Source organism: Noviherbaspirillum sp. FW303-A3, assembly GCF_058788695.1.
In genome coordinates, this window is record NZ_JBYTAZ010000001.1 from 4169084 (window position 1) to 4192089 (window position 23006).

Sequence of the window (23006 nt, forward strand, 5' to 3'; positions counted from 1 at the left end):
ATCCCTCAAGCTGAGCGGACCTGCTCGACGGCCAGGCGCGCAGCCTTGCGTACTTCGGGATCGGGATCCTGCAGCGCGCGTTCCAGCGCGGGCAGGGCGGCCGCATTGCGGATTTCCCCCAGTGACAACGCCGCTTCCTTGCGCAGGTTGGCCGCCTGGTGCGTCAATGCTTCCTTCAGCGCGGGCACGGCGTCGCGATGGCGCAGGCGGCCGAGAGCGCGTGCTGCGCGCAGGCGCACTTGCCAATAGTCGTCCTGCAGCGCGGCGATCAGCGGGCCGCCAGCCTGGGCGAGTTTCAGCTTGCCCGTCGTGGTCGCTGCTTCTTCGCGCACCTGCCATGCGTCGTCATTCAAGGCAGACAGTAGTGCGGCCAGCACGCTTTCCAGGGCGTTGCCGTCAGCGAAGCCGAGCGCGCCGACCGCCGCGCGGCGCACTTCCGGATCCGGATCGCCCGTCGCCAATGCGGTCAGCGCGGGGAGGGCTTCGGCGTGTTTCAGGTAACCGGCGACGGCAACCGCCTCGCGCCGCACGGATGCATCTGCATCCTGGAGGGCGGTCAGTGCGGGGCCGATGCTTTCCGGTGCCTTCAGCTCCCGCAACGCGCGCAGCACGCTGGCGCGAACGAAGGGATCGGCATGGCCGGCATGCGGCAGCAGCAACGCCGCCGATTCCGGATGCTTGAGCTCGCTCAGGCTGTGGGCGGCCGCGCCGCGCACGCCGGCATCGCTGTCCGTCAGCAGGGCGACCAGGCCGGTGACGCTTTCGGGGCTTTCGAAGGCTTCCAGCGCCCGCGCCGCTTCCTCGCGCACGGCGGGAGCAGGATCGCGCAACGCAGCGACGAGCAACGGCGCGTGTTCATCGCCGGCAAGATCGGCGAGGTCGAGGAGGGCGATGCGGCGAACTTCGCTGTCGCCATCCTGCAGCCGCTGCGCAATGTCCTGCAGCGCGGGGTCATCGTGAAAAACGGTGCTCAATCTATTTCCTCATATGGCAAATTGGAGATGCGCCGCCGGCGGGCCGAGCGGGGTCAGTCGTTCCAGCGGGATCACTTTCCCTTGCGGATGCAGCAACTCCAGGCAATGGCGCTTGAGGCGCGTGAATTCGCCGGAAGTGACCAGGTCGGCATGGCGCGGGCGGGGAAAGTCCAGTTTCAGTTCTTCGATGATGCGCCCGGGGCGCGGGCTCATCACCAGGATGCGGTCGGCCAGGAACAGGGCTTCATCGATATCGTGGGTGATGAAGACGATCGTGGTCTGGATGCGCGACCAGACATCGAGCAGCAGCTCCTGCATCTTCAGGCGCGTCTGCGCGTCGAGTGCGCCGAAAGGTTCGTCCATCAGCATCACGCGCGGATGGTTGATCAGCACGCGGGCGATTTCGACACGCTGCTGCATGCCGCCGGACAGCTGCGACGGGTAGACGTTTTCGAAACCCTTGAGCCCGACCAGTTCGAGCAGTTCCTTCGCCTGCGTGCGGCGTTCTTCCCGCGGAACGCCTTTCATCTTGAGTCCGAAGGCCACGTTATCGAGTACCTTCTTCCATGGAAACAGCGTGTGCTGCTGGAAGACGAGACCACGCTCCGGCGAGGGACCGTTGACCGGCTGGCTGTCGAGCCGGATGCTGCCCTTGCTCGGCTGCAGGTGACCGGCCAGCGCGCCGAGCAGGGTCGACTTGCCGCATCCTGACGGGCCGAGCAGGCAGACGAACTCGCCGGGCTCGATGGCGATCGACACGTCCTGCAATGCCTCGAATGCCTGTTTGCCGGCGCCGAGGCGGATGTGCACGCTTTCGATGTCGATGCGGCCTTGTGTGATGTTGCTCATGCTTATTTCCCCTTCGGTTGGTACCACGGCATCAGTGCATTGCCGATCTTGCGCACCAGCACGCTGCTGCCCATGCCGATCACGCCGATGAACAGCATGCCGACCACGATTTCCGGATAGTTCTGGATGGTGTACGAGGCCCAGGTGTAATAGCCGATGCCGAACTGGCCCGAGATCATCTCCGCCGTCACCAGGCAGAACCACGCGGTGCCCATGCCGATCGACAGCCCGGTGACGATGCTCGGCGCGGCGGCCGGCAGGATGACTTCGGTGAAGATCGACCAGCGTCCGCTGCCGAGGCTGCGCGCCGAAGCGACCAGGCGCCGGTCCACGCCTTCCACGCCATGGATGGTGTTGAGCAGGATGGGGAACAGCGCGCCGATGAAGGTGATGTAGACCATCGACATTTCAGACGAGGGAAACATCAGGATCGCGAGCGGAATCCAGGCGACCGCAGGAATGGGGCGCAGTACTTCCAGCGGCGGCAGCAGGACGTCTTCCAGCCAGCGCGAGCGACCGATCACCAGGCCGAGGCCGATGCCGACGAAGGTGGCCGCGATGAAGCCGGCGAAGACGCGGTAGACGCTTGCCTTCAGATGGGAGGCAAGCTTGGGCGACTGGATCAGCGACCATGCGGCGTCGACGACGTCCTTGGGGGACGGGACGTTCTGGAAGGTGACGATGACCAGGTCGATGCGTTGCGTGGACGCCCATTGCCATGCGGCGACGCAGGCGATGAGGGATGCCACGCGCAGGAGCAGGCGGCTGATGCCTTGCCAGCTTGCCTGGGCGGGGAGGTTGAGGATGTTCGTGGTCATGATTACGTTCGATCAGTGCTTTTCAGGGAAAACTGACCTCGGAGTTCCCTCCCCTTCAAGGGGAGGGTTAGGGTGGGGATGGGTGTACGTGCGTGCGCCACTGAAACCCATCCCCATCCCAGCCTTCCCCTTGAAGGGGAAGGAGCCGCCGAGCTCTTGACTGGCTTCAGCTTGCAATGCTTCCCCTCGCACCGGCAAAATCCAGCACCTTCCCGCCATTCTTCTTCGCGAACGCCTCCGCGCTCTCTTTCAGCAGGAACACGCTGAATTCGCCCTTGCCATGGCTGACAAACCACGCATCATCGGCAAACAGCTTCAGCCCGGTATCGCGGTCATGGCCGTAGACGACGCGGACTTTCTTGCCGGCCTTCTCCAGCTTCAGCAGGTCGCCCAGTGCCGATTCGGCCGAAGCGTAGTGGCGCACCAGCGGTTCACCCGCGACCCAGATCTGCGCGACGCGCTTCGGGTCCGTGATCGCCTTGCCGCTCGCGGCATCCTTCGTGGTCACGGGCAGCTTCACGTAGTTCTTCAGGCGCGCGTCATAGTTCTGTCCGGCCTGCTTGAAGGCGGCGCGGATGAACTGGTCGTTGATGAAGGTATCGGCATCGATATCGTTCTCGGTACGCTTGAGAAGACGCAGCGTTTCGATCGAGGTCTTCACTGCCTGGCGATACTCCGGCTTCCAGGTGAAGTCGCGCGTCTGCAATCCGAGCGGACCGTGGAACAGGTAGTTCACCTCGGCCTCGATGCCGGTGACCTTGGCGATCAGCTCGCTGTACTTTTCCGGCTCGGCGGCGATGATGCGGTCGGCTTCAATGGCTGCGCGCAGGAAGGCGGTGACGATTTCCGGATACTTCTTCGCGTAATCCGCATCCACCAGGCTGCCGTGGAAGGTCGGCGCATTGGCCTGCGAACCGTCATAAATCTTGCGTGCGAAGCCGCGATACGGGAACAGCTCGGCGAAAGGCACGAAGTCGGCATGCGCCTCGATCTTGCCGCTCTGCAGGGCGGAGCCGGCGACTTCCGGCGACTGGGTGGTGATGTTCACATCCTTTTCCGGATCCCAGCCCTGGGCCTTGACCGCGCGCAGCAGCATGCCGTGCGACGTGGAGGCGAATGGCACGGAAATGGTCTTGCCCTTCAACTCCGCAAGCGATTGCACCGGCGAATTCTTCGGCACCACGATGCCGTTGCCGCTGCCGACGGTACTGCCGGACAGCACGGTAATGAACAGGCTCTGTTTGCCCGCCTTCTGGAACGCTGCGCCATTGAATGAGCCGGGGAAGTCGGCCATCGATCCGATGTCGAGCTTGCCGGCGACCATTTCATTGGTCAGCGGCGCGCCGGAGGTGAAGTTCTTCCACTGGATGTCGTATTGCGCATCCTTGTACTTGCCGTCGCGCGGCAGGTATTTCTCCAGCAGCTTCAGTTCGCGGATCAGCAGGCCGCCGGTCGCGCAATTGATGGTCGTGTCCTGCGTGCCGATGGCGATGCGGATGGTCTCGGCGTCGGCGGCGCCGAACGCGAGGGCCAGGCTCAGGCCCAGCAGTTTCTGGTGCAGTTTCATTTCATTCTCCTTTTCTTCAAAATCAAAATCGGCCGGTCAGCGCAGCAGGTAGGGGATGTCCACATGCACGGCGCCGGTGGGGCAATCCTTCTCGCAGGGCATGCAGTACCAGCATTCGTCGAACTTCATGTAAGCCTTGCCCTTGACGATGTCGATGGCCAGCACGTCCAGCGGGCAGACGTCGACGCAGACGGTGCAACCCTTGTGGGCAATGCACTTCTCCTCGTCCACGCGCACGGGCACGCTGGTAATGTTCAAAGCGGTCGGCATTTCTCTTTCTCCTTCAGGCAGCGGCGGTTTCCGGCTGACTGGTTTCCTTGTTGATGCGCAGGCGCTGGTAGGCGCTGCGCTCGTGGTCGTCGAGCTTGACGATGTAGGGCTCGATCGCGCGCTTGAAACAGGTCATGCGCTCACCATCCTTCTTCAGTTGCGCATGGACGAACCAGTCGCTGTCGTTCCGCTCGGGGAAGTCGACGCGGTAGTGGTACAGGCCCCAGCGGCTTTCGGTGCGGAACAGCGAGGCGCGTGCGGCCATTTCGGCGCAGTCGCGGATGGCATGCACTTCCAGTGCGCGCATGAGTTCGTGCGGGTTGCTGGCGGACATGCGGTCGAGGTCTTCCTGGATCGTCTCGAAGCGCGACAGGCCGATTTCCATCTTGCGCGTGACCTTCGGCGGCTGCAGGTAGTCGTTCACCATGCGGCGCAGCTTGTATTCCACTTGCGCGGGCGGCAGGCCGTCTTCGCGCGCCAGCGGCGCCCAGACGCGTGCGCGTTCGCGTTCCACCTGTTCCGGATCAATCTCGGCGAGAGGCTTGTCGGCGCAGTATCGTGCTGCGCTTTCACCTGCCAGCTTTCCATACACGAAGGCCCCGAGCATGTAGTTATGCGGCACGCAGGCGAGGTCTCCGGCCGCGTACAAGCCGGGCACGGTCGTTTCCGCATGCTCGTTGACCCACACGCCCGACGCGGAGTGGCCGCTGCACAGCCCGATTTCGGAAATGTGCATTTCCACCATCTGCTCGCGGTAGTCGGTGCCGCGGCCTTCGTGAAAGCGGCCGCGGCTGGGGCGCTCGTTGGTATGCAGGATGGTCTCGATGGTGCTGATGGTTTCCTCGGCCAGGTGGTCGAGCTTGAGGAAGACCGGGCCGTTGCCGCTCTGCAGTTCGCGGTAGAACTCCAGCATCATCTGGCCGCTCCAGTAGTCGCACTCGATGAAGCGTTCGCCCTTGTTGTTCGCGGTGTAGCCGCCGAATGGGCCGGTCACGTAGGCGCAGGCCGGGCCGTTGTAATCCTTGATCAGCGGATTGATCTGGAAGCATTCGATCCCCGACAACTCCGCGCCCGCATGGTAGGCCATGCTGTAGCCGTCGCCCGCATTGGTCGGGTTTTCATAGGTGCCGAACAGGTAGCCCGAGGCCGGCAGGCCGAGCCGGCCGGCAGCGCCGGTGGCCAGGATCACGGTCTTGGCGCGCACGACATGGAAGTCGCCGGTGCGGCAATCGAAGGCCATCGCGCCGGCGATGCTGCCATCCTCGGCCGTCAGGAGACGCGTGGCCACCAGCCGGTTGGTGATCGCTACGCGCACGCGCTTGAGGCGGCGGTACAGCACCTTCTTGATGTCGTGGCCTTCCGGCATCGGCAGCACGTAGGTGCCCATGTGGTGCACCTTGCGCATTGCGTAGTCGCCGGTCTCGTCCTTCTCGAACTTCACGCCCCAGCGGTCGAGCTCTTCGATCATCGGAAAGCTGTTCTGCGCGTAGGCCATCACCGTCTTCTGGTTGACGATACCGTCGTTGGCGGTGGTGATCTCCTTCACGTACTGTTCCGGTGTGGCAAAGCCGGGAACGACGGCATTGTTCAGGCCGTCCATTCCCATGGAAATCGCGCCGCTGCGCTTGACGTTGGCCTTTTCAAGGAGCAGGACCCGCAGCTGGGGATTCGCTTCTTTGGCTTTCACTGCCGCCATCGGTCCGGCGGTGCCGCCGCCGATGATGAGGACGTCCACGGTCTGGATGTGTGTCTGCATGATGTTTGCTGGTTATGGTGTTGGTGCGGCGGACGGATGACGCGCAAGGCGCAGCCGGTACTGGAAGGTGTCGCCGCGGAAGTACAGGTATTCGAAGTCCAGAGGGCAGCCCTCCGCGTCAGGCGTCAGGCGTCTTGGCTTTTCTTTCTCGCCGTCATGACAGATGATGGCCTGCGAGGTGTGGTGATCTTATTCAGCGCCCTGGGGAAAGAGAACGAAGGCTTTCGCGTTTGCATATTTGGCAGCACTGCATATGAATATGCAAACGGCAATGTTAAGAAGACGCAATACGCGACGGCGCCCGGAGGCGCATAATGTGCAGGGCGAAAGTGCAAACCCGAGAAGGAGTCAACATGAGAGACGCCGTACCCAGCAGCACATCGGAAGACGCGGGCAAGCTCATCCTGCGTGTCACGCTAGCGGTCTTGATCCTCTTGCACGGCGTCGCGAAGATCACCGGCGGCGTCGGCTTCATCGCCGGCATGCTCGAGAAGAACGGCCTGCCCGGTGCACTTGCCTATCTCGTGCTGGTCGGGGAGCTGCTCGCGCCCATCCTCATGCTGATCGGCGCATGGACACGGCTGGCGGCATTGATCATCGCCGGCAACATGATCGTCGCCATCGGGCTGGTCCACATGCATGAACTGCTCACCCTCGACAAGACCGGCGGCTGGGCGCTGGAGCTGCAGGGCATGTTCCTGTTCAGCGCCATCGCCGTGGCCTTCCTTGGGGCCGGGCGCTACAGCATGGGCGGCGTCAATGGCCGGCTGAACTGACGCCAAAAGGCCGCTTCGGAGGCTTTCCTGCGTTCACTGCTATACTTTCTTCCAGCCGAAACCAGGGCCGGGGCGACTGCCAGCGCCGGCCTTCCCACGTAACAGGAAGTATTGTTTGGTGCTGGAATGAATGCAGTTATCAGAGCCGCCACGCAGGCGGATGCCGCGCCGGCCTGCCGCATGTTGTGCCGCTCGATTTCGGAATGTTGCGCCAAAGACCATCGCAACGATGCCGCCATCCTTGCCGCTTGGCTGGGCAACAAGACCCCTGAAAATGTAGCCTCCTGGTTCGAATGCGCGACGCATCATTCCATCGTGGCTTGCAACGGCGATGAGGTGATCGGCGTGGCGATCATGACGCGGCAGGGCCGGATCGTTCTCTTCTATATATCTCCCGAGGTCCGTTCCACCGGCACCGCCAAGGCGCTGCTCGATGCGCTCGAGGCGCAGGCGAAGGAGTGGGGGCTGCGTTCGATGCAGGTGGCCAGCACCCTGTCGGCGCGCGACTTTTATGAGCGCCACGGTTTTGAGGATTGCGGGCCGGCGAGGACGGCATTCGGCACCGATGCCGTTTCACTGACGAAAAAACTCCCCGGCTCCGGCGGTTGCGGCTGCGGCCGCCAGGCCTGAGCCGGACTCCAGATACGAAGGCCGCATCCTGCGGCTATTTTTTCGCTTGAGCATTCTATATATGCATAATGCATAAAGAAGCGCAAAAGTATTCGTTCTTTTTGTATAGGCGCTTCATTAACCTGTCGACTTCGGAAACCAGATTCCTCAGGGAGAAGACAGATGTTGCTCAAGAAACTATTCCAGTCCGCGCTGGCACTTGCACTGATCGCCCCGGCCGCCCATGCCGCCGACGTATCGCTGCTGAACGTGTCCTACGACCCGACGCGTGAGCTGTATCAGGATTTCAACAAGGCTTTCGCCGCGCAATGGAAAGCAAAAGCTGGTGACAACGTAACCGTCAAACAGTCGCACGGCGGCTCCGGCAAGCAGGCGCGCTCGGTCATCGATGGCCTGGACGCGGACATCGTGACGCTGGCGCTGGCCTACGACATTGACGAGATCGCCGCCAAGGGCCTGCTCGCTAAGGACTGGCAGAAGCGCCTGCCGCACAACAGCTCGCCCTACACCTCGACCATCGTGTTCCTGGTGCGCAAGGGTAACCCGAAGGGCATCAAGGACTGGAACGACCTCGCCAAGCCGGGCGTCTCCGTCATTACCCCGAACCCGAAGACCTCCGGCGGCGCACGCTGGAACTATCTTGCGGCCTGGGGTTACGCGCTGAAGCAGCAGGGCGGTTCCGAGGCCACCGCGAAGGACTTCGTGGCGAAGATTTTCAAGAACGTACCGGTGCTGGATTCCGGCGCGCGCGGTTCCACCACCACCTTCGTCGAGCGGGGCATCGGTGATGTGCTGATCGCCTGGGAAAACGAAGCCATCCTGGCGATCAAGGAACTCGGTCCGGACAAGTTCGAAGTCGTCGCGCCGGCACAGAGCATCCTTGCAGAGCCGCCGGTCGCCGTGGTCGACAAGGTCGTGGACAAGAAGGGTACCCGCAAGGTGGCCGAAGCCTACCTGAACTACTTGTACACCGACGAGGGCCAGGAAATCGCCGCGCAGAACTACTACCGTCCGATTTCCGAGAAGGTCGCGAAGAAGTATGCGGCGCAGTTCCCGAAAGTGAAGCTGTTTACGATCGATGAAGTCTTCGGCGGCTGGACTGTCGCGCAAAAGGCGCATTTCTCCGACGGCGGCTCCTTCGACCAGATCTACCAGCCCGGCCGCAAGTAATCGCCGGCAATCCGGCTTCCGGAGAAACCATGTCTTCCCTTCCGCCCGCCAGAGCAACCGATCCGCGCGGGCGGATCATGCCCCTCCTCGGCTTCATGCCGGCCTTCGGCCCGCGATGTAGCAACTAACGCTGCCCGCCACAGCGCATTCTCCGCATACATACAAGACAGAGGTCGCTGCGACACATGGTTGCGGCAGGGGAGGCCTTCGTCCATTTCAATCCACCCCATCCACGCTTGAAAGGAAACACCATGAGCATCCAGGCAATCAACGTACGCAACCAGTTCCGCGGCAAGGCCAAGGCCATCATCGACGTCTGATTTCCAGAACAGAGGAGGCCCTGCGATGCCCGCTGCCATTCCTTATCCCGGCCTGGAGCAGTATCTGTCCCGCCTGTACGGCACGGAACAGGCAGGAACCCGCGTCTGGAAAGATGTCGACGGACGCGCGACCGGACGCTACTTCAACTCCACGCTGACGAGCGCATTCCAGCCTATCCGCAAGCTGGATGGCAACGAGGTGATCGGATATGAAGGATTCGCCCGCAGCCATTCCGAAACGGACCAGGGCCTCTGTCTGTGGAAGCTGCTTGACCATGCCGCCAATGATGACGAGTCGGTCGAGCTCGACCGGCTGTGCCGCATGCTGCATGCGATTAATTTCTTCCGTCAGCCCGAGGCCGAAGGCAGTGACCTCTACCTGAGCGTGCATGCCCGCCTGCTGGCGGCAGTGGACGGCAACCACGGCACCGCATTCAGCCGCATCCTCAAGGTGCTGGACCTGCCGCAGCGGCGCGTGGTGCTGCAACTGCCGGTGATCGTGGAGCACCAAGGCTGGCTGGCGAACTATGTGGCGGACAATTACCGCCGCAACGGCTTCCGCATCGGCGTCAATGCCATCGATTCGCTCGAGGCGCTCAAGCTGCTCGATCTCGTCCGGCCTGAAGTGGTGAAGGTCGATACGCGGCAGACCCTCCACGACGGCCCGGTCTTGCGCCTGCTGGACCGGTGCGCGGCACAGAATGTGCGCGTGATTTTCAAACGCGTCGAGCACGCCGACACGTTGGACAGCCTGCGCCGGCTCGCTGCACTGAGCGGCACGTCGATATACGCCCAGGGCTTCCTCTGGGACTTGCCATCGGCGTCGATTGCCGGCCGTCCGCTTGATGCCGGAAAGCCGCTCCCGGGAGACACGATTCGTCGGGTCGCGGCCTGATCGATATTTCTTCGGAGCCGGAAAAACGCCTGTCTTCATGACGTGAAGACAGGCGTTTTTCATATTCGCACTGTATTTCAACGGACTTCTCGGTGCTCAGTGTGGAAGTCGATGCATGTGATATGTAATAACAATGTTGGAACGAGTGTTTACTTTGTTATTACGTGATGCCTGCCGAGGAAATACACTCTAAGTCTTTGTTTTTTTTATAGAGTAAAGCAATGACTTGGCGGGAGGTGGTTCCCGTTGTGGGGCTTTGCAGGCACCCCAATATCCGAAATCGTTCTATACACATGCGAAAAAAATCGTTCTTTTTATAACGGGAGGATGCAAATATCGCCCTTCATTAGCTGAATTTGTAATAAGAGGGCGCATGGGCACACTTTCAATCACACCGCAGGCGAGGCGTCACAACGCCGTGCGTGTCATCCCGGGCTTCCGGCTGGCGCTCGGCTTCACGCTGACCTACCTGGCGCTGATCGTCCTGATTCCGTTGTCGGCGGTCTTCCTGAAGACCTTCACGATGACCTGGGATGCATTCTGGACAGCGGTGACCAACGAGCGGGTGGTGGCGTCTTACAAGCTGACTTTTGGCGCATCGCTGATCGGTGCGCTCCTGAATGTCATCTTCGGCGGCATTGTTGCCTGGGTGCTGGTGCGCTACCGCTTCCCGGGCAAGAAGATCATCGACGCGCTGGTGGACCTGCCGTTCGCCCTGCCGACCGCCGTCGCCGGCATTGCCCTGACCGCGCTGTATTCCTCCAACGGCTGGATCGGCCGCTATCTCGAACCGCTCGGCATCAAGGTCGCATTCACGCCGCTGGGCGTGCTGGTGGCGCTGACCTTCATCGGCCTGCCCTTTGTCGTGCGCACCGTGCAGCCGGTGCTGGAGGAGGCGGAGCGCGAACTGGAAGAGGCCGCTGCCAGCCTCGGCGCCAACCGCCTGCAAACCTTCGCCAAGGTGATCTTCCCGACCATCCTGCCGGCCCTGCTGACCGGCTTCGCGCTGGCCTTCGCGCGCGCCACCGGCGAGTACGGCTCGGTGATCTTCATCGCCGGCAACATGCCGATGGTGTCCGAGATCACGCCCCTTTTCATCATCACCAAGCTGGAGCAGTACGACTACACCGGCGCCACCGCGATTGCCGTGGTGATGCTGCTGGTGTCCTTCGTCCTGCTGCTGACCATCAACCTGCTGCAAGCCTGGACCCGCAAGCGTGGCCGGGCGGAGAAAGTCTGATATGGCCGGAGCCGCTGCAACCCTACCGATTTCCGTCCAGGCGCGGGGTGAGCCCGCCTACGCGCCGGCGGCCACCGTCGAACCCGCCTGGGTGCGCGCGCTGCTGATCGGGATCGCGCTGACCTTCCTCACCCTGTTCCTGTTCATCCCGCTGGCGGCCGTGTTTTCCGAAGCGCTGCGCAAAGGCTGGGATGCATATCTCGCCGCCATCGTCGAGCCCGATGCCATCTCTGCGATCAAGCTGACGCTGATTACCGCCGCCATCGCGGTGCCGCTCAACCTGGTCTTCGGCGTCGCCGCCGCCTGGACCATCGCCAAGTTCGAGTTCCGCGGCAAGAACGTGCTGCTTACGCTGATCGACCTGCCGTTCTCGGTGTCGCCGGTGATCTCGGGCCTGATCTATGTGCTGCTGTTCGGCGCCCAAGGGTGGTTCGGCGAATGGCTGCGCGAGCACGACATCAAGATCCTGTTCGCCGTACCCGGCATCGTGCTGGCCACCATCTTCGTGACCTTCCCCTTTGTCGCGCGCGAACTGATCCCGCTGATGCAGGCGCAAGGCACGGAAGAGGAAGAGGCCGCGCTGGTGCTCGGCGCTTCCGGCTGGCGCACTTTCTGGCATGTCACGCTGCCCAACATCAAGTGGGGCCTGCTGTACGGCGTGATCCTCTGCAACGCGCGTGCGATGGGCGAATTCGGCGCCGTGTCGGTCGTCTCCGGACACATCCGCGGCGAAACCAACACCATGCCGCTGCAGGTGGAAATCCTCTACAACGAATACAACTTCGCGGCTGCGTTCGCGGTGGCATCGCTGCTTGCACTGCTCGCACTCGTCACGCTCGCGCTCAAGACCTTTGTCGAATGGCGCGCCGCCGACAGCAACCTGCAACCGCTTCACGAGGGACAGTAATCATGGGTATCGAAGTCAAGAACATCAACAAGCGTTTCGGCAATTTTGTCGCGCTGGATAACGTCTCGCTGAACTTCCCGCCGGGCGAACTGACCGCCTTGCTCGGTCCCTCGGGCTGCGGCAAGACGACCCTGCTGCGCATCATCGCCGGCTTGGAGCAGCCGGATTCCGGCCAGGTTTTCCTCGATGGCGAGGACGCATCGGGCAGCCATGTGCGCGAGCGCCAGGTCGGCTTCGTGTTCCAGCACTATGCGCTGTTCAAGCACATGACCGTGTTCGAGAACATCGCCTTCGGCCTGCGCGTGAAGCCGCGCAACCAGCGTCCCTCCGAATCCGAAATCCGCAAGAAAGTGATGTCGCTGCTGGAACTGGTGCAGCTCGACTGGCTGGCGGACCGCTACCCGCCGCAACTGTCCGGCGGACAGCGCCAGCGTATTGCATTGGCGCGCGCCCTCGCAGTAGAGCCACGCGTGCTGCTGCTGGACGAGCCCTTCGGCGCACTCGACGCCAAGGTACGCAAGGAACTGCGCCGCTGGCTGCGTCGCCTGCATGACGAACTGCACGTCACCAGCATCTTCGTCACCCACGACCAGGAAGAGGCGCTGGAAGTCGCCGATCAGGTTGTCCTGATGAACAAGGGCAAGGTGGAGCAGATCGGCTCGCCGGACCAGGTGTACAACCAGCCGGCATCGCCCTTCGTGTATGGCTTCCTCGGCAACGTCAACCTGTTCCACGGGCGCGTGCATGAAGGCGTGCTGGACGCAGGTGGCGTCACGCTCGACGCGCCTGACCATGCGGAAGCGCGCGACGCGCAAGGCGTCGGCTTTGTCCGTCCGCACGACATCGAAGTCGAACGCTATACCACCGACGCGGAAGGCATCGTGGCCCGGTTGCGCCGTGCACATGCCATCGGCCCGCTGGCGCAACTTGAACTGGAGCGCGCGGACAACGCGCAGATGATCGAAGCAGTCATCTCCACCGAGCGTTATGCGCAACTGGCGCTGCAGGAAGGCGAAACACTCATCGTTCGCCCGAGGCGCCTGCGCGTCTTCGTCGACGAAGCAGTCTGACGGGAGACGGCATGAACTTCCAGCAATTACGCTCGGTCCGTGAAGCGGCACGCCGCGGCTACAACCTGACCGAAGTCGCCAATGTGCTCTTCACCTCTCAGCCTGGCGTCAGCCGCCAGATCCGTGAGCTGGAAGAGGAACTGGGCGTCGAGATTTTCGAGCGCAACGGCAAGCGCCTGACCGGCCTGACCGATCCCGGCAAGGGCATCCTGCAGATCATCGAACGTCTGCTGCTCGAAGCGGAAAACCTGCGCCAGGCCAGCCGCGAATATGCCGGCGAGCGCAGCGGTACGCTGGCGGTCGCCACCACGCACACCCAGGCGCGCTATGTGCTGCCGAAAGTGGTGCAGGCCTTCCGCAGCGCATTCCCGGATGTGCGCATCGCCCTGCAGCAGAGCTCGCCGGAGCATATTGCCGAGTGGGTCATTTCGGGCAAGGCCGATATCGGCATTGCGACCGAGGGCCTGAGCCAGTTCGAGGACCTGGTGTCCTTCCCGTGCTACAGCTGGAGCCACATGATTGTCGTGCCGGAGGCGCATCCGCTGGCACATTTGAAGTCGGTGACGCTTGCCGATCTCGCCGCGCATTCGCTCATCACCTACGACGTCGGCTTCACTGGCCGCAGCCATATCGACGAGGCATTCGCCCAGTCCGGCATTGGTACCGACATCGTCCTGACTGCGATGGATTCGGATGTGATCCAGCAGTATGTGTCACTCGGTCTTGGCGTGGGCATTGTGGCCTCGATGGCGGTGGAAAACAACCTTGCTCCGGGACTGAAGGCCATCGAAGCGGCGCATCTGTTCGCGCCCAACGTGACCCGGCTGGCGGTGCGCCGGGGCGCATACCTGCGCGCCTATACCTACGAGTTCATCCTGCGCTTTGCGCCGGGTCTGAAACGCTCGGATATTGAAACGGCCCTGAGCGCAGCAGGCTGAGTTGCCGCAGAAAGAAAAAAGGCACTGCCGCGGCAGTGCCCTTTTTTCATCCATGCGGACAGCGTCACGGCAGCAGCGGCTTCTTGCGTGCCTGCTTGGCACGGATATCCTTGATGGTTTTTTCCATCGCAGCTACACGATAGTTGGTGGACGGATGCAGGGCGGTGTAGCCGTTGAGCATGGTGGCGGGATACTGGCTGGCCATGCGCTGCCAGAAGGGCACCGCTTGGTCGATGTCGTAGCCGGCTCGGGCGAGCATGTAAAGCGACAGTTTGTCCGCCATTGCATCCAGGTCCTGGGGCATCGGGCGCAAGCCCGACATGCCGCTCATGGCACTCATGTCCGGACGAATGCGGGTCAGGTTGTCGATGATGCCACCGGTCGTCGCGCTTGTGCGCTGCTTGGTCGAATGGGACAGCGCGTTGTGCGCCATTTCCTTCGACAGCACGAAGGCCAGTTCATCGTCGGACCGCACGGCATTCAGCATGCCGCGGGTAATGAGCACGCGATGGCCGTCGGAGTAGGCCGCGACATTTTCCGTATTGCCCAGTTCGATGCCGAACGCGCAGGCATACGTCAGGGGAACGTTCAGCGTCACGCGCGATCCGTCGCGCAACACGCTCAACGCGATGCTGGAGCGTCCGCTCATCATCGGCGCAAGAATGGAGGCCGCATCGCGCTCTGCCGATTCGCCCTTTGGCAGGCTCTTGTCTTCGACCGCCAGCAGCACGTCGCCATGGCGCACGCCGGCACGAGCCGCGCCGCCGCCGGCCAGCACGCCCATGACTTGCAGGCGATCGTCCAGCCCCAGGGATTTCTGGGCGGCGCCAGCGAATTCGTTCGAGTAGGAGTAGCGATTCTTTGCGGTGAAGCCGAGCAGGTTGCGCGCGTTCTTCTTGCACAGGTCGGTGTTGTTCACCAGCAGCGGTGCGGCGACCCGGTAGAGGCGGTCCTGCATCGCCACCATGGCCTGCAGCGCCTGCTGCTCTGCGCTCACGCTGGGCATCGGCTGCGATGGCGCAGGGGCCGGGCGTGCGGGTTCGGATGGGGGCGCGCCGTCCGAGGGCGGCGCAACGGGCGTGGCGCAGGCTGCCATCAGTAGCGCGGCCGGCAGCAACAGCACGCGCTTGCGCGCATCCTGCCTGCCCGCGAGAAGCAGAGCGTGTCGCAAAATAGCCCGCATCCGTCCCTCTCCCATATCAGTGTTTTCCCGTGCTGCCGAAACCGCCGGCGCCGCGTTCGCTGCTGTCGAACTCCTCGACCACATTGAATCCGACCTGCAGCACTGGAACGATCACGAGCTGGGCCAGCCGCTCCATCGGGTTGAGCGTGAACTCAGCCTGGCCGCGGTTCCAGGTGGATACCATCAGCTGGCCCTGGTAATCCGAGTCGATTAGGCCAACCAGGTTCCCCAGCACGATGCCGTGCTTGTGGCCCATGCCGCTGCGCGGCAGGATCATCGCTGCATAGCCCGGGTCGCCGATGTGGATCGACAGGCCGGTGGGGATCAGGTGGGTTTCGCCCGGCTTGATGGTGAGGGGACCTTCGATGCAGGCGCGCAGGTCAAGACCGGCGCTGCCGGTGGTGGCGTAGGCCGGCATTTGTTCCTTCATGCGCGGGTCGAGGATTTTGACGTCGATATTCTTCATTGGCGTAAGGATAAGGTGGTGCACCCGCTGTGCAAGCCGGGCATTACAAAAAGATACAGATCAGAGACGGGACGCGATCTCGGCGACGAGCTGCCGGGCGAGATCCTGCTTGCCGGCGCGGGGCAGGCGCTGGTTGCCCTTGTCGTCAAAGAGAACGAGTTCGTTTTCGTCCTTGCCGAAGGTCTGGTGCCCGATGTTGCCGACCAGCAGCGGGATGCCTTTTTTCTTGCGTTTTTCTTCGCCGTATTGCAGCAGGTTCTCCGATTCCGCGGCGAAGCCGACGCAGTAGGGATGGGCAGGCAGGGCAGCGACGGACGCGAGGATGTCGGGATTCTGTTCAAACTGCAGTTGGGGAACATCGCCCGCGCTGTTCTTCTTCAGCTTCTGCTCGCTGGCATTGGCGACGCGCCAGTCCGCAACGGCGGCGACCGCAATGAACACGTCCTGGCCGTCCACGCGCGACATCACGACGTCGTGCATCTGCTGCGCAGTCTGGACATTAATGCGATGAACACCGTAGGGGGCGTCGAGCGCCGTCGGGCCGGACACCAGGCACACATCGGCGCCCGCCTCGCGTGCAGCACGCGCAATCGCGTAGCCCATCTTGCCCGAGGAGAGGTTGGTAATGCCGCGCACCGGATCGATCGGCTCGAAGGTCGGTCCGGCTGTCACAAGGATGCGCTTGCCGGCCAGCCGCTTGGGCTGGAACGAGGCGATCACTTCCTCGAGCAGTTCTTCAGGCTCGAGCATGCGGCCCATGCCGGTCTCGCCGCAGGCCTGGTCGCCGGCATCCGGTCCGAGCACCGCGATTCCGTCCGCCTTGATCTGGGCGAGGTTGCGCTGCGTGGCCGGGTTTTGCCACATTTCGACGTTCATCGCCGGGGCAATCATCAGCGGCACCGCCATCGGGCGCGCGACGCACAGCGTGGAGAGCAGGTCGTCGCAGGCGCCGTGGGCCAGCTTGAACATGAAATCGGTGGAGCAGGGCGCAATCACTACGGCATCGGCATCGCGCGTCAGGTCAATGTGCGCCATGTTGTTGCCGATGCGCGCATCCCACTGGTCGGTGAAGACCGCGCGCCCCGAGAGCGCCTGCATGGTGACTGGCGTGATGAACTGCGTTGCTGCCTGCGTCATGACGACCTGCACGGACGCGCCCGCCTTGACCAGGCCGCGCGTGAGCTCCGCGACCTTGTAGCAGGCAATGCCTCCGGTCATTCCGAGAACGATCTTTTTTCCGGCGAGATCCATGGAGCCTCCTGTTGTTCCAGTGTAGCAGTTGCGCGGGGAGCTTATTTCCCGACGCGCCGCAATTCATCCAGGATGAAAAGTCCGGCACCGCCGACGATCGCCATGTCGGCGACATTGAAGGCGGGCCAGTGCCATTTGCCGGCATAGAAGTCGAGGAAGTCGACCACATAGCCGTACAGCACGCGGTCGATCAGGTTGCCGATGGCGCCGCCGAGGATCAGCGCGAGCGCCCAGCAGAAGAGCCGCTGCCCGGCATGGCGCTTCAGCAGGTACAGGATGAACACCACGGCGGCGATCGCGATTCCGGTGAAGAAGTAACGCTGCCAGCCGGATTCCGAGGCGAGGAAACTGAATGCCGCCCCCTTGTTGTGTGCGCGCACGAGATTGAAGAACGAGGTCACCGCCAGCGACTCGCCATAACTGAAGAGGCGCGTAATGGTGACCTTGGTGATCTGGTCGATCAGGACGATGATGATCGCAATGCCCAGCCACGGCGTCATGCTGGTGCTCGGGCTGGCGGAGAGGTTCTTGAAGCTCTTCTGTTTTGCCATGGGATCTCTGAAAGGAGTCATTCCCGCCAGGGCGGGAATGACAGGGGGATTAGGCAAACCGGCGTGCTTCGCCGTTGCCGAACAGGTTGCTCACGCAGCGGCCGCAAATGCCCGGATGGTCGGCATGCGTGCCGACATCGGCGCGGTAGTGCCAGCAACGCTCGCACTTCTGCTGAGAGGAAGGCGTCACGACGACGCCTTCTTCCGCTTCGCTTGCCACCTTCGTCACCTTGGCCTGCGAGGTGATGAAGACAAACTTGAGGTCGTCGCCAAGGCTGTCGAGCAGTCTGAACTTGTCGCCGCTGGCCTTGATCTCGACCTCGGCCTGGAGCGACGAGCCGATGCCGCCGGCCACGCGCACTTCTTCCAGTTGCTTGGTCACCTCGGCACGCAGTTCGCGCAATGCGGAGAACTTGTCGAGCAGGGTTGCCGCATCGGCGACTTCCGGCAGGGTGTAATACACCTGAGTGAAGATGGTTTCGTCGCTTTCCGCATAACCTTCCTTGCCGGCGAATACGGCCCATGCCTCTTCGGCGGTGAAGGAGAGCATCGGCGCCATCACGCGCAGCAGCGCATGGGTGATGTGCCAGATCGCGGTCTGCGCCGAACGGCGGGCCTTGGACGTCGTGCCGCAGGTGTACAGACGGTCCTTCAGGATGTCGAGGTAGAAGCCGCCGAGGTCTTCCGAGCAGTACATCTGCAGCTTGGCTACAACCGGATGGAATTCGAAGCCCTCGAAGTGCTGCAGGATTTCGCCCTGCAGTTGCGCCATGCGGGCAATCGCATAGCGGTCGATCTCGAACATGTCGGCGACCGGTACGGCATCTTTCTTCGGATCGAAGTCGGAAGTATTGGCCAGCAGGAAGCGCAGCGTGTTGCGGATGCGGCGGTAGGCTTCGACCACGCGCTTGAGGATCTCGTCGGAGATCGACAGTTCGCCGGAGTAGTCGGTCGATGCCACCCACAAGCGCAGGATTTCCGCGCCGAGGGCGTCGGATACCTTCTGCGGCGCGACCACGTTGCCCTTGGACTTGGACATTTTCTTGCCTTCACCGTCGACCACGAAGCCGTGCGTGAGCAGCGCCTTGTACGGCGGGCGGCCGTCGGTCATGGACGAGGTCAGCAGCGAGGAGTGGAACCAGCCGCGATGCTGGTCCGAACCTTCCAGGTACAGGTCGGCCGGGAAATGCGATTCATCCGCATGCGAACCGCGCAGCACGGTCTGGTGCGTGGAGCCGGAATCGAACCACACGTCCAGCGTGTCCTTGTTCTTCACATACATCTCGGCATCGGCGCCGAGCAGGTCCTTCGGATCGAGCGCTTGCCAGGCTTCGATGCCGTTCTTCTCAACGAGCTTGGCGACGGCTTCGAGCAGCTCCGGCGTGCGCGGATGCAGCTCGCCGGTTTCCTTGTGCACGAAGAAGGCCATCGGCACGCCCCACTGGCGCTGGCGCGACAGGGTCCAGTCCGGGCGGTTGGCGATCATGCCGTGCAGGCGCGCCTTGCCCCAGGACGGGAAGAATGCGGTGGCTTCCACACCGGCCAGCGCGGTTTCGCGCAGACTCTTGCCGCCATCCTTCGGCGCCACATCCATGCCGGCGAACCACTGCGAGGTCGCACGGTAGATGATCGGCGACTTGTGCCGCCAGCAGTGCATGTAGCTGTGGTCGAACATCACCAGCTTGAACAGCGAGCCGACTTCTTCCAGCTTGGCGCAGATCGGCTTGGACGCTTCCCAGATCGTCATGCCGCCGAAGAAGGGCAGCCACGAGGCGTACTTGCCGTCGCCCATGACCGGTTTCAGGATCTCGTCGTCGGTCATGCCGTGCGACTTGCAGGAGACGAAGTCGTCGAGGCCGTAGGCCGGCGCGGAGTGCACGATGCCGGTACCGGTATCGAGCGTGACGTAGTTGCCGACATAGATCGGCGAGTAACGGTCGTAGCCCTTGTCCGCATTCGCGAACGGGTGCTTGAACTTGATCATCGACAGCGCTTCGCCGCCGCAGGTCGCGATGATCTTGCCTTCCAGGCCGTAACGCTGGAGGCAGGAAGCCACCAGTTCGGCGGCGAGCAGCAGCAGGATGGTTTCGCCGTTGCGCTCGGTCTGCACCAGCGCGTAGCGGTGTTCCGGGTGTACGTTCAGCGCCTGGTTGGCAGGAATGGTCCACGGTGTCGTGGTCCAGATGACGGCATAGCCTTTGTCGGCAGGCAGCTTGTCGAGGCCGAAGGCGCGCGCGAGTTTGTCGTGTTCCGCAAACGGGAAACCGACGTCGATCGCCGGGTCGCGCTTGTCCTGGTATTCCACTTCCGCTTCCGCCAGCGCCGAGCCGCAGTCGAAGCACCAGTTGACCGGCTTCAGGCCGCGGTAGACGTAACCTTTGTCAAGGATCTTGCCGAGCACGCGGATTTCATCGGCTTCGTTCCGGAATTCCATGGTCTTGTACGGACGGTCCCAGTCGCCGAGCACGCCGAGGCGGATGAAGTCCTTCTTCTGGCGCTCGATCTGCTCGCTCGCATAGGCGCGCGACTTGGCCTGCACTTCCGCCGTGGGCAGGTGCTTGCCGAACTGTTTCTCGATCTGGATCTCGATCGGCATGCCGTGGCAGTCCCAGCCGGGAATGTATTGCGCGTCGAAGCCGGCCATGTTGCGGGCCTTGACGATCATGTCCTTGAGGATCTTGTTGACGGCATGGCCGATGTGGATGTCGCCGTTCGCGTAGGGCGGGCCGTCGTGCAGGATCCACTTAGGACGTCCCTTGGACGCCTTGCGGATGCGCTGGTAGATCTTCTTTTCCTGCCATTCCTTGACCCACTTGGGTTCGCGCTTGGCGAGGTCGCCGCGCATCGGGAAGGGCGTGTCGATCAGGTTGACAGGGTACTTGTTTTTTTGCTCGGACATGATGGTTTCAGTCGTAAAAATCGGGTGGATCAAACAGTGGGCATGACGTGTCTGATCGTCAAATTCGGTCGGTAGCAGAAGTTACCTGGGCTTCGCGTGCCTGGAAGAAGTCGCGTGCCTGCTGCGCGTCGTTCTCGATGGCGGCGGTCAATGTCGGCAGGTCGATGTATTTTTCCTCGTCGCGCAGTTTTTTCAGGAATTCCACGCGGATCACCTTGCCGTAGCATTGCTCGTTGTAGTCGAACAGATAGGTCTCCAGCAGCACGCGGCCCGCATCCTCGATGGTCGGCCGCACACCGAGGCTGGCCACGCCGGCCAGCGGCTTGTCCGCCAGGCCGTGCACCTGGACGACGAAGACGCCCGAGATGGCGGGGCGCTTGTGGGTAACGCGCAGGTTCATCGTTGGGAAGCCGATGGTGCGGCCCAGTTTTTTGCCATGGGCAACGTGGCCGGAAATCGCGTACGGGTGGCCGAGCAGTTGCGCGGCGAGCGCGAAATTGCTGTCGGCAAGCGCGGCGCGCACGGCGGAGGACGAGATGCGCGTGCCTTCGTTCATCACCGTCGGCAGGGCTTCGACATGGAAGCCGTATTTCTTGCCCGCTTCAACCAGTGTGGCGACATTGCCGGCGCGTTTCGATCCGTAGCAGAAATCCTCGCCCACCATCAGCCATTTCACATGCAGGCCTTGGACCAGGACTTTCTCGACGAAGTCCTGCGGCGACATGGAGGCGAAATGGGCATTGAAGTGTTCGACGATCACCCGGTCCACGCCTGCGTTGTCCAGCGACTGCAGCTTGTCGCGCAGGTTGGCGATGCGGGCCGGCGCCTTCGACAGGTCGCCGGCCATGCGCGCAAAGAATTCGCGCGGGTGCGGCTCGAAGGTCATGACGGCCGCTTCGACGCCCAGCCTGGTCGCGGCTTCGCGCACGCGCGCCAGCAGCGCCTGGTGGCCGCGATGCACGCCGTCGAAGTTGCCGATCGTGAGCGCACATGCCGCCCGCGATGCAGCGTTGGGAAGTCCGCGAAATACCTTCATGCAGGTCGATCCGATTTACGGAAAACCTAAGATTATAAATGCTTTCCGCGGCTTTTCTTTGCCGCAAGAGGCCGTTCTATGTGCCGAGGGGATCCTGCCGGTAATACAGCGAAAGCAGCCGGTAGACGTCGGGATAGTCTTCCGACAGCGGTTCAGGCAGGACAAAGAACGCTTCCGAGGCAACGGCGAAGAATTCGGCGGGATGCCGCGCGGCGTAAGGATCGAGCGGCAAATCGCCGAACAGTTCATCGTACAGGGCTGCGTCGTCCGGGCGGTTGTCGTCGAAATCCGCAGGCAGCTGCGCATCGCGCTCGTCGACGCGCCGGACGAAATCCTCGTAGGCCTGCGAAAACACTTTTTTCCATTGCGCAGGCGTGATGCCGTGGTGAAAATCGGCCAGGAAGGGCGGGCAGCCGTTCGCCGCGCCGCGCGCCATGTCGATCTTGTGGGTGAATTCGTGGATGACGACGTTGTAGCCGGGGGCGTCGCTTTCCTGCGCATCTTCCCAGGACAGGACGACGGCGCCGCCGGCATGCACCGCCTCGCCCGAGGCGGGCTCGTGCCATTCGTGCACGATGCCGGCTTCGTCCATCTCGCTTTGCGGAATCATGAAAGCCGACGGGTAGACGATGATCCCCGCCATGTCGTCATACAGGTCGAGCGTCAGGTTGAGGACCGGCAGCGCGGCCTGCGCGGCGATCAGCACCGCGACGTCATCCGTCAATTCGAATTTCGCCGCGCCGGTAAATGTCTTTCTAGCAAGGAGTTCCTCGCAAAGGGCCTTCAATCGCGCCAGATCGGCTGGCGCCAGGCGGTCGAGAAACGGCAGCCGCTCAAGGCAGTCGACCCATAGCGGTTCGGGAATCTCCGGTTTGCGACGGTTGAAAAGTTGTCTGAGCCATTGCATATCGCGCATTGTCGCGGATATCGCATCGGCCCGCCAATCTCAATGATAGCGGCCCAGGAAATGGTCGAGCAGGTTGCTCATGTTGCCAAGTCCGCCCGGAGGAACGTGGCCGGCAGGCGTCAGCTTGTCGACGAGGTCGGGCAGCATGTCGCCGAGCTGGCTCGCGGCTTCCGGCTCGGGCAGGCCGGTTTCTTCCGAAATCTCGTGGAGCTGGCCTGCGTCGAGTACCTGCTGCATCTGTTCGCCCGACACCGGCACGTTTTCGCCGGTGCCGATCCATGACTGGATGACATTGCCCAATCCTGCCTGGTTGAACTGGTGAACCAGGCCATGGATGCCGCCGGCCTGGCCGTTGTTGGCCAGCAATGACAATGCCGCCTGCATCAGTTTCATCCGTGAATCCATCATCGGCAAATGGTCGCCGCCGAGCATGTCGATTGCCTTGTCGAGAATTCCCATCCTGCACCTCCTGAAGCCGCCCGGTAAAAAACTACAACATAGAAGAAACGAGGGCATGCCGGTAAGGAATCCGC

Annotated in this window: 23 protein-coding genes and 1 pseudogene; 9 read left to right on the forward strand and 15 right to left on the reverse strand. The window is 62.6% G+C overall.

All coding sequences use genetic code 11. The annotated features are described in order from the left end of the window. Window positions 1–5 precede the first annotated feature (5 nt). The 7 genes and pseudogenes from AC3WOY_RS20055 to AC3WOY_RS20085 all read right to left on the reverse strand — a co-directional run. Window positions 6–974 (reverse strand): HEAT repeat domain-containing protein, encoded by a 969-nt coding sequence (locus tag AC3WOY_RS20055; RefSeq protein ID WP_492426944.1) that lies wholly within the window; start codon window positions 972–974, stop codon window positions 6–8. A 9-nt stretch (window positions 975–983) separates the two neighbouring features. Further along, window positions 984–1823: an ABC transporter ATP-binding protein gene (locus tag AC3WOY_RS20060; protein WP_492426946.1), complete on the reverse strand. Its 840-nt coding sequence runs from the start codon at window positions 1821–1823 to the stop codon at window positions 984–986. 2 nt (window positions 1824–1825) lie between these two features. Continuing rightward, window positions 1826–2641 carry an ABC transporter permease gene (locus AC3WOY_RS20065; protein WP_492426948.1) on the reverse strand — a complete coding sequence of 272 codons (816 nt, stop codon included), beginning with the start codon at window positions 2639–2641 and terminating at the stop codon, window positions 1826–1828. 166 nt (window positions 2642–2807) lie between these two features. Next, window positions 2808–4208, reverse strand: coding sequence for an ABC transporter substrate-binding protein (locus AC3WOY_RS20070; RefSeq protein ID WP_492426950.1), 1401 nt, complete (start codon window positions 4206–4208; stop codon window positions 2808–2810). A gap of 36 nt (window positions 4209–4244) precedes the next feature. Beyond that, window positions 4245–4478, reverse strand: a complete 234-nt coding sequence (locus AC3WOY_RS20075) for a 4Fe-4S dicluster domain-containing protein (RefSeq protein ID WP_492426952.1) — start codon at window positions 4476–4478, stop codon at window positions 4245–4247. A 13-nt stretch (window positions 4479–4491) separates the two neighbouring features. After that, on the reverse strand, window positions 4492–6234 hold the full coding sequence (locus tag AC3WOY_RS20080) for a fumarate reductase/succinate dehydrogenase flavoprotein subunit (RefSeq protein ID WP_492426954.1): 1743 nt from the start codon (window positions 6232–6234) through the stop codon (window positions 4492–4494). 12 nt (window positions 6235–6246) lie between these two features. Continuing rightward, a pseudogene (locus tag AC3WOY_RS20085) lies at window positions 6247–6366 on the reverse strand (GntR family transcriptional regulator); the annotation flags it as partial. Window positions 6367–6587: 221 nt separating this feature from the next. Between AC3WOY_RS20085 and AC3WOY_RS20090 the strand changes: the two are divergent. From AC3WOY_RS20090 to AC3WOY_RS20130, 9 genes are all read left to right on the forward strand, one after another. Continuing rightward, on the forward strand, window positions 6588–7010 hold the full coding sequence (locus tag AC3WOY_RS20090) for a DoxX family protein (protein ID WP_492426956.1): 423 nt from the start codon (window positions 6588–6590) through the stop codon (window positions 7008–7010). Between the two features lie 126 nt (window positions 7011–7136). After that, on the forward strand, window positions 7137–7640 hold the full coding sequence (locus tag AC3WOY_RS20095) for a GNAT family N-acetyltransferase (RefSeq protein WP_492426958.1): 504 nt from the start codon (window positions 7137–7139) through the stop codon (window positions 7638–7640). A gap of 162 nt (window positions 7641–7802) precedes the next feature. Then, window positions 7803–8810, forward strand: a complete 1008-nt coding sequence (locus AC3WOY_RS20100; RefSeq protein WP_492426960.1) for a sulfate ABC transporter substrate-binding protein — start codon at window positions 7803–7805, stop codon at window positions 8808–8810. 185 nt (window positions 8811–8995) lie between these two features. Then, window positions 8996–9130 carry a hypothetical protein gene (locus AC3WOY_RS20105; protein WP_492426962.1) on the forward strand — a complete coding sequence of 45 codons (135 nt, stop codon included), beginning with the start codon at window positions 8996–8998 and terminating at the stop codon, window positions 9128–9130. Window positions 9131–9155: 25 nt separating this feature from the next. Then, the gene (locus AC3WOY_RS20110; protein WP_492426964.1) at window positions 9156–10025 is read left to right on the forward strand and encodes an EAL domain-containing protein; all 870 of its coding nucleotides are present in this window, start codon (window positions 9156–9158) and stop codon (window positions 10023–10025) included. A gap of 373 nt (window positions 10026–10398) precedes the next feature. Next, the gene (gene cysT / locus AC3WOY_RS20115) at window positions 10399–11265 is read left to right on the forward strand and encodes a sulfate ABC transporter permease subunit CysT (protein WP_492426966.1); all 867 of its coding nucleotides are present in this window, start codon (window positions 10399–10401) and stop codon (window positions 11263–11265) included. A gap of 1 nt (window position 11266) precedes the next feature. Further along, on the forward strand, window positions 11267–12172 hold the full coding sequence (cysW, locus tag AC3WOY_RS20120) for a sulfate ABC transporter permease subunit CysW (RefSeq protein WP_492426968.1): 906 nt from the start codon (window positions 11267–11269) through the stop codon (window positions 12170–12172). Window positions 12173–12174: 2 nt separating this feature from the next. Then, entirely contained in the window at window positions 12175–13242 is a 1068-nt protein-coding gene (locus AC3WOY_RS20125; RefSeq protein WP_492426970.1) for a sulfate/molybdate ABC transporter ATP-binding protein, read from the forward strand. Between the two features lie 11 nt (window positions 13243–13253). Beyond that, complete coding sequence (locus tag AC3WOY_RS20130; RefSeq protein ID WP_492426972.1) at window positions 13254–14180, forward strand: CysB family HTH-type transcriptional regulator; 927 nt, start codon at window positions 13254–13256, stop codon at window positions 14178–14180. A gap of 64 nt (window positions 14181–14244) precedes the next feature. On the opposite strand, the gene AC3WOY_RS20135 is transcribed toward AC3WOY_RS20130, so the two are convergent. The 8 genes from AC3WOY_RS20135 to AC3WOY_RS20170 all read right to left on the reverse strand — a co-directional run bounded on the left by AC3WOY_RS20135 (window position 14245) and on the right by AC3WOY_RS20170 (window position 22932). Then, complete coding sequence (locus AC3WOY_RS20135; RefSeq protein WP_492426974.1) at window positions 14245–15363, reverse strand: M48 family metalloprotease; 1119 nt, start codon at window positions 15361–15363, stop codon at window positions 14245–14247. 16 nt (window positions 15364–15379) lie between these two features. Next, complete coding sequence (gene dut / locus AC3WOY_RS20140) at window positions 15380–15829, reverse strand: dUTP diphosphatase (protein WP_492426976.1); 450 nt, start codon at window positions 15827–15829, stop codon at window positions 15380–15382. 60 nt (window positions 15830–15889) lie between these two features. Then, window positions 15890–17080, reverse strand: a complete 1191-nt coding sequence (gene coaBC / locus AC3WOY_RS20145; RefSeq protein WP_492426978.1) for a bifunctional phosphopantothenoylcysteine decarboxylase/phosphopantothenate--cysteine ligase CoaBC — start codon at window positions 17078–17080, stop codon at window positions 15890–15892. 41 nt (window positions 17081–17121) lie between these two features. Further along, the gene (lspA, locus tag AC3WOY_RS20150) at window positions 17122–17631 is read right to left on the reverse strand and encodes a signal peptidase II (protein WP_492426980.1); all 510 of its coding nucleotides are present in this window, start codon (window positions 17629–17631) and stop codon (window positions 17122–17124) included. 49 nt (window positions 17632–17680) lie between these two features. Then, window positions 17681–20530, reverse strand: coding sequence for an isoleucine--tRNA ligase (gene ileS, locus AC3WOY_RS20155; RefSeq protein ID WP_492426982.1), 2850 nt, complete (start codon window positions 20528–20530; stop codon window positions 17681–17683). Between the two features lie 58 nt (window positions 20531–20588). Beyond that, on the reverse strand, window positions 20589–21566 hold the full coding sequence (locus tag AC3WOY_RS20160) for a bifunctional riboflavin kinase/FAD synthetase (protein ID WP_492426984.1): 978 nt from the start codon (window positions 21564–21566) through the stop codon (window positions 20589–20591). Window positions 21567–21642: 76 nt separating this feature from the next. Then, complete coding sequence (locus AC3WOY_RS20165; RefSeq protein ID WP_492426986.1) at window positions 21643–22473, reverse strand: M90 family metallopeptidase; 831 nt, start codon at window positions 22471–22473, stop codon at window positions 21643–21645. A 39-nt stretch (window positions 22474–22512) separates the two neighbouring features. Beyond that, on the reverse strand, window positions 22513–22932 hold the full coding sequence (locus tag AC3WOY_RS20170) for a YidB family protein (protein ID WP_492426988.1): 420 nt from the start codon (window positions 22930–22932) through the stop codon (window positions 22513–22515). Between the last annotated feature and the right edge of the window lie 74 nt (window positions 22933–23006).

Coding starts and splice junctions, on each gene's coding strand:
- AC3WOY_RS20060 (WP_492426946.1), bottom strand. CDS start 1,823: ATGAGCAACATCACACAAGGCCGCATCGACATCGAAAGCGTGCACATC.
- AC3WOY_RS20065 (WP_492426948.1), bottom strand. CDS start 2,641: ATGACCACGAACATCCTCAACCTCCCCGCCCAGGCAAGCTGGCAAGGC.
- AC3WOY_RS20070 (WP_492426950.1), bottom strand. CDS start 4,208: ATGAAACTGCACCAGAAACTGCTGGGCCTGAGCCTGGCCCTCGCGTTC.
- AC3WOY_RS20075 (WP_492426952.1), bottom strand. CDS start 4,478: ATGCCGACCGCTTTGAACATTACCAGCGTGCCCGTGCGCGTGGACGAG.
- AC3WOY_RS20080 (WP_492426954.1), bottom strand. CDS start 6,234: ATGCAGACACACATCCAGACCGTGGACGTCCTCATCATCGGCGGCGGC.
- AC3WOY_RS20090 (WP_492426956.1), top strand. CDS start 6,588: ATGAGAGACGCCGTACCCAGCAGCACATCGGAAGACGCGGGCAAGCTC.
- AC3WOY_RS20095 (WP_492426958.1), top strand. CDS start 7,137: ATGAATGCAGTTATCAGAGCCGCCACGCAGGCGGATGCCGCGCCGGCC.
- AC3WOY_RS20100 (WP_492426960.1), top strand. CDS start 7,803: ATGTTGCTCAAGAAACTATTCCAGTCCGCGCTGGCACTTGCACTGATC.
- AC3WOY_RS20105 (WP_492426962.1), top strand. CDS start 8,996: ATGGTTGCGGCAGGGGAGGCCTTCGTCCATTTCAATCCACCCCATCCA.
- AC3WOY_RS20110 (WP_492426964.1), top strand. CDS start 9,156: ATGCCCGCTGCCATTCCTTATCCCGGCCTGGAGCAGTATCTGTCCCGC.
- cysT (WP_492426966.1), top strand. CDS start 10,399: ATGGGCACACTTTCAATCACACCGCAGGCGAGGCGTCACAACGCCGTG.
- cysW (WP_492426968.1), top strand. CDS start 11,267: ATGGCCGGAGCCGCTGCAACCCTACCGATTTCCGTCCAGGCGCGGGGT.
- AC3WOY_RS20125 (WP_492426970.1), top strand. CDS start 12,175: ATGGGTATCGAAGTCAAGAACATCAACAAGCGTTTCGGCAATTTTGTC.
- AC3WOY_RS20130 (WP_492426972.1), top strand. CDS start 13,254: ATGAACTTCCAGCAATTACGCTCGGTCCGTGAAGCGGCACGCCGCGGC.
- AC3WOY_RS20135 (WP_492426974.1), bottom strand. CDS start 15,363: ATGCGGGCTATTTTGCGACACGCTCTGCTTCTCGCGGGCAGGCAGGAT.
- dut (WP_492426976.1), bottom strand. CDS start 15,829: ATGAAGAATATCGACGTCAAAATCCTCGACCCGCGCATGAAGGAACAA.
- coaBC (WP_492426978.1), bottom strand. CDS start 17,080: ATGGATCTCGCCGGAAAAAAGATCGTTCTCGGAATGACCGGAGGCATT.
- lspA (WP_492426980.1), bottom strand. CDS start 17,631: ATGGCAAAACAGAAGAGCTTCAAGAACCTCTCCGCCAGCCCGAGCACC.
- ileS (WP_492426982.1), bottom strand. CDS start 20,530: ATGTCCGAGCAAAAAAACAAGTACCCTGTCAACCTGATCGACACGCCC.
- AC3WOY_RS20160 (WP_492426984.1), bottom strand. CDS start 21,566: ATGAAGGTATTTCGCGGACTTCCCAACGCTGCATCGCGGGCGGCATGT.
- AC3WOY_RS20165 (WP_492426986.1), bottom strand. CDS start 22,473: ATGCAATGGCTCAGACAACTTTTCAACCGTCGCAAACCGGAGATTCCC.
- AC3WOY_RS20170 (WP_492426988.1), bottom strand. CDS start 22,932: ATGGGAATTCTCGACAAGGCAATCGACATGCTCGGCGGCGACCATTTG.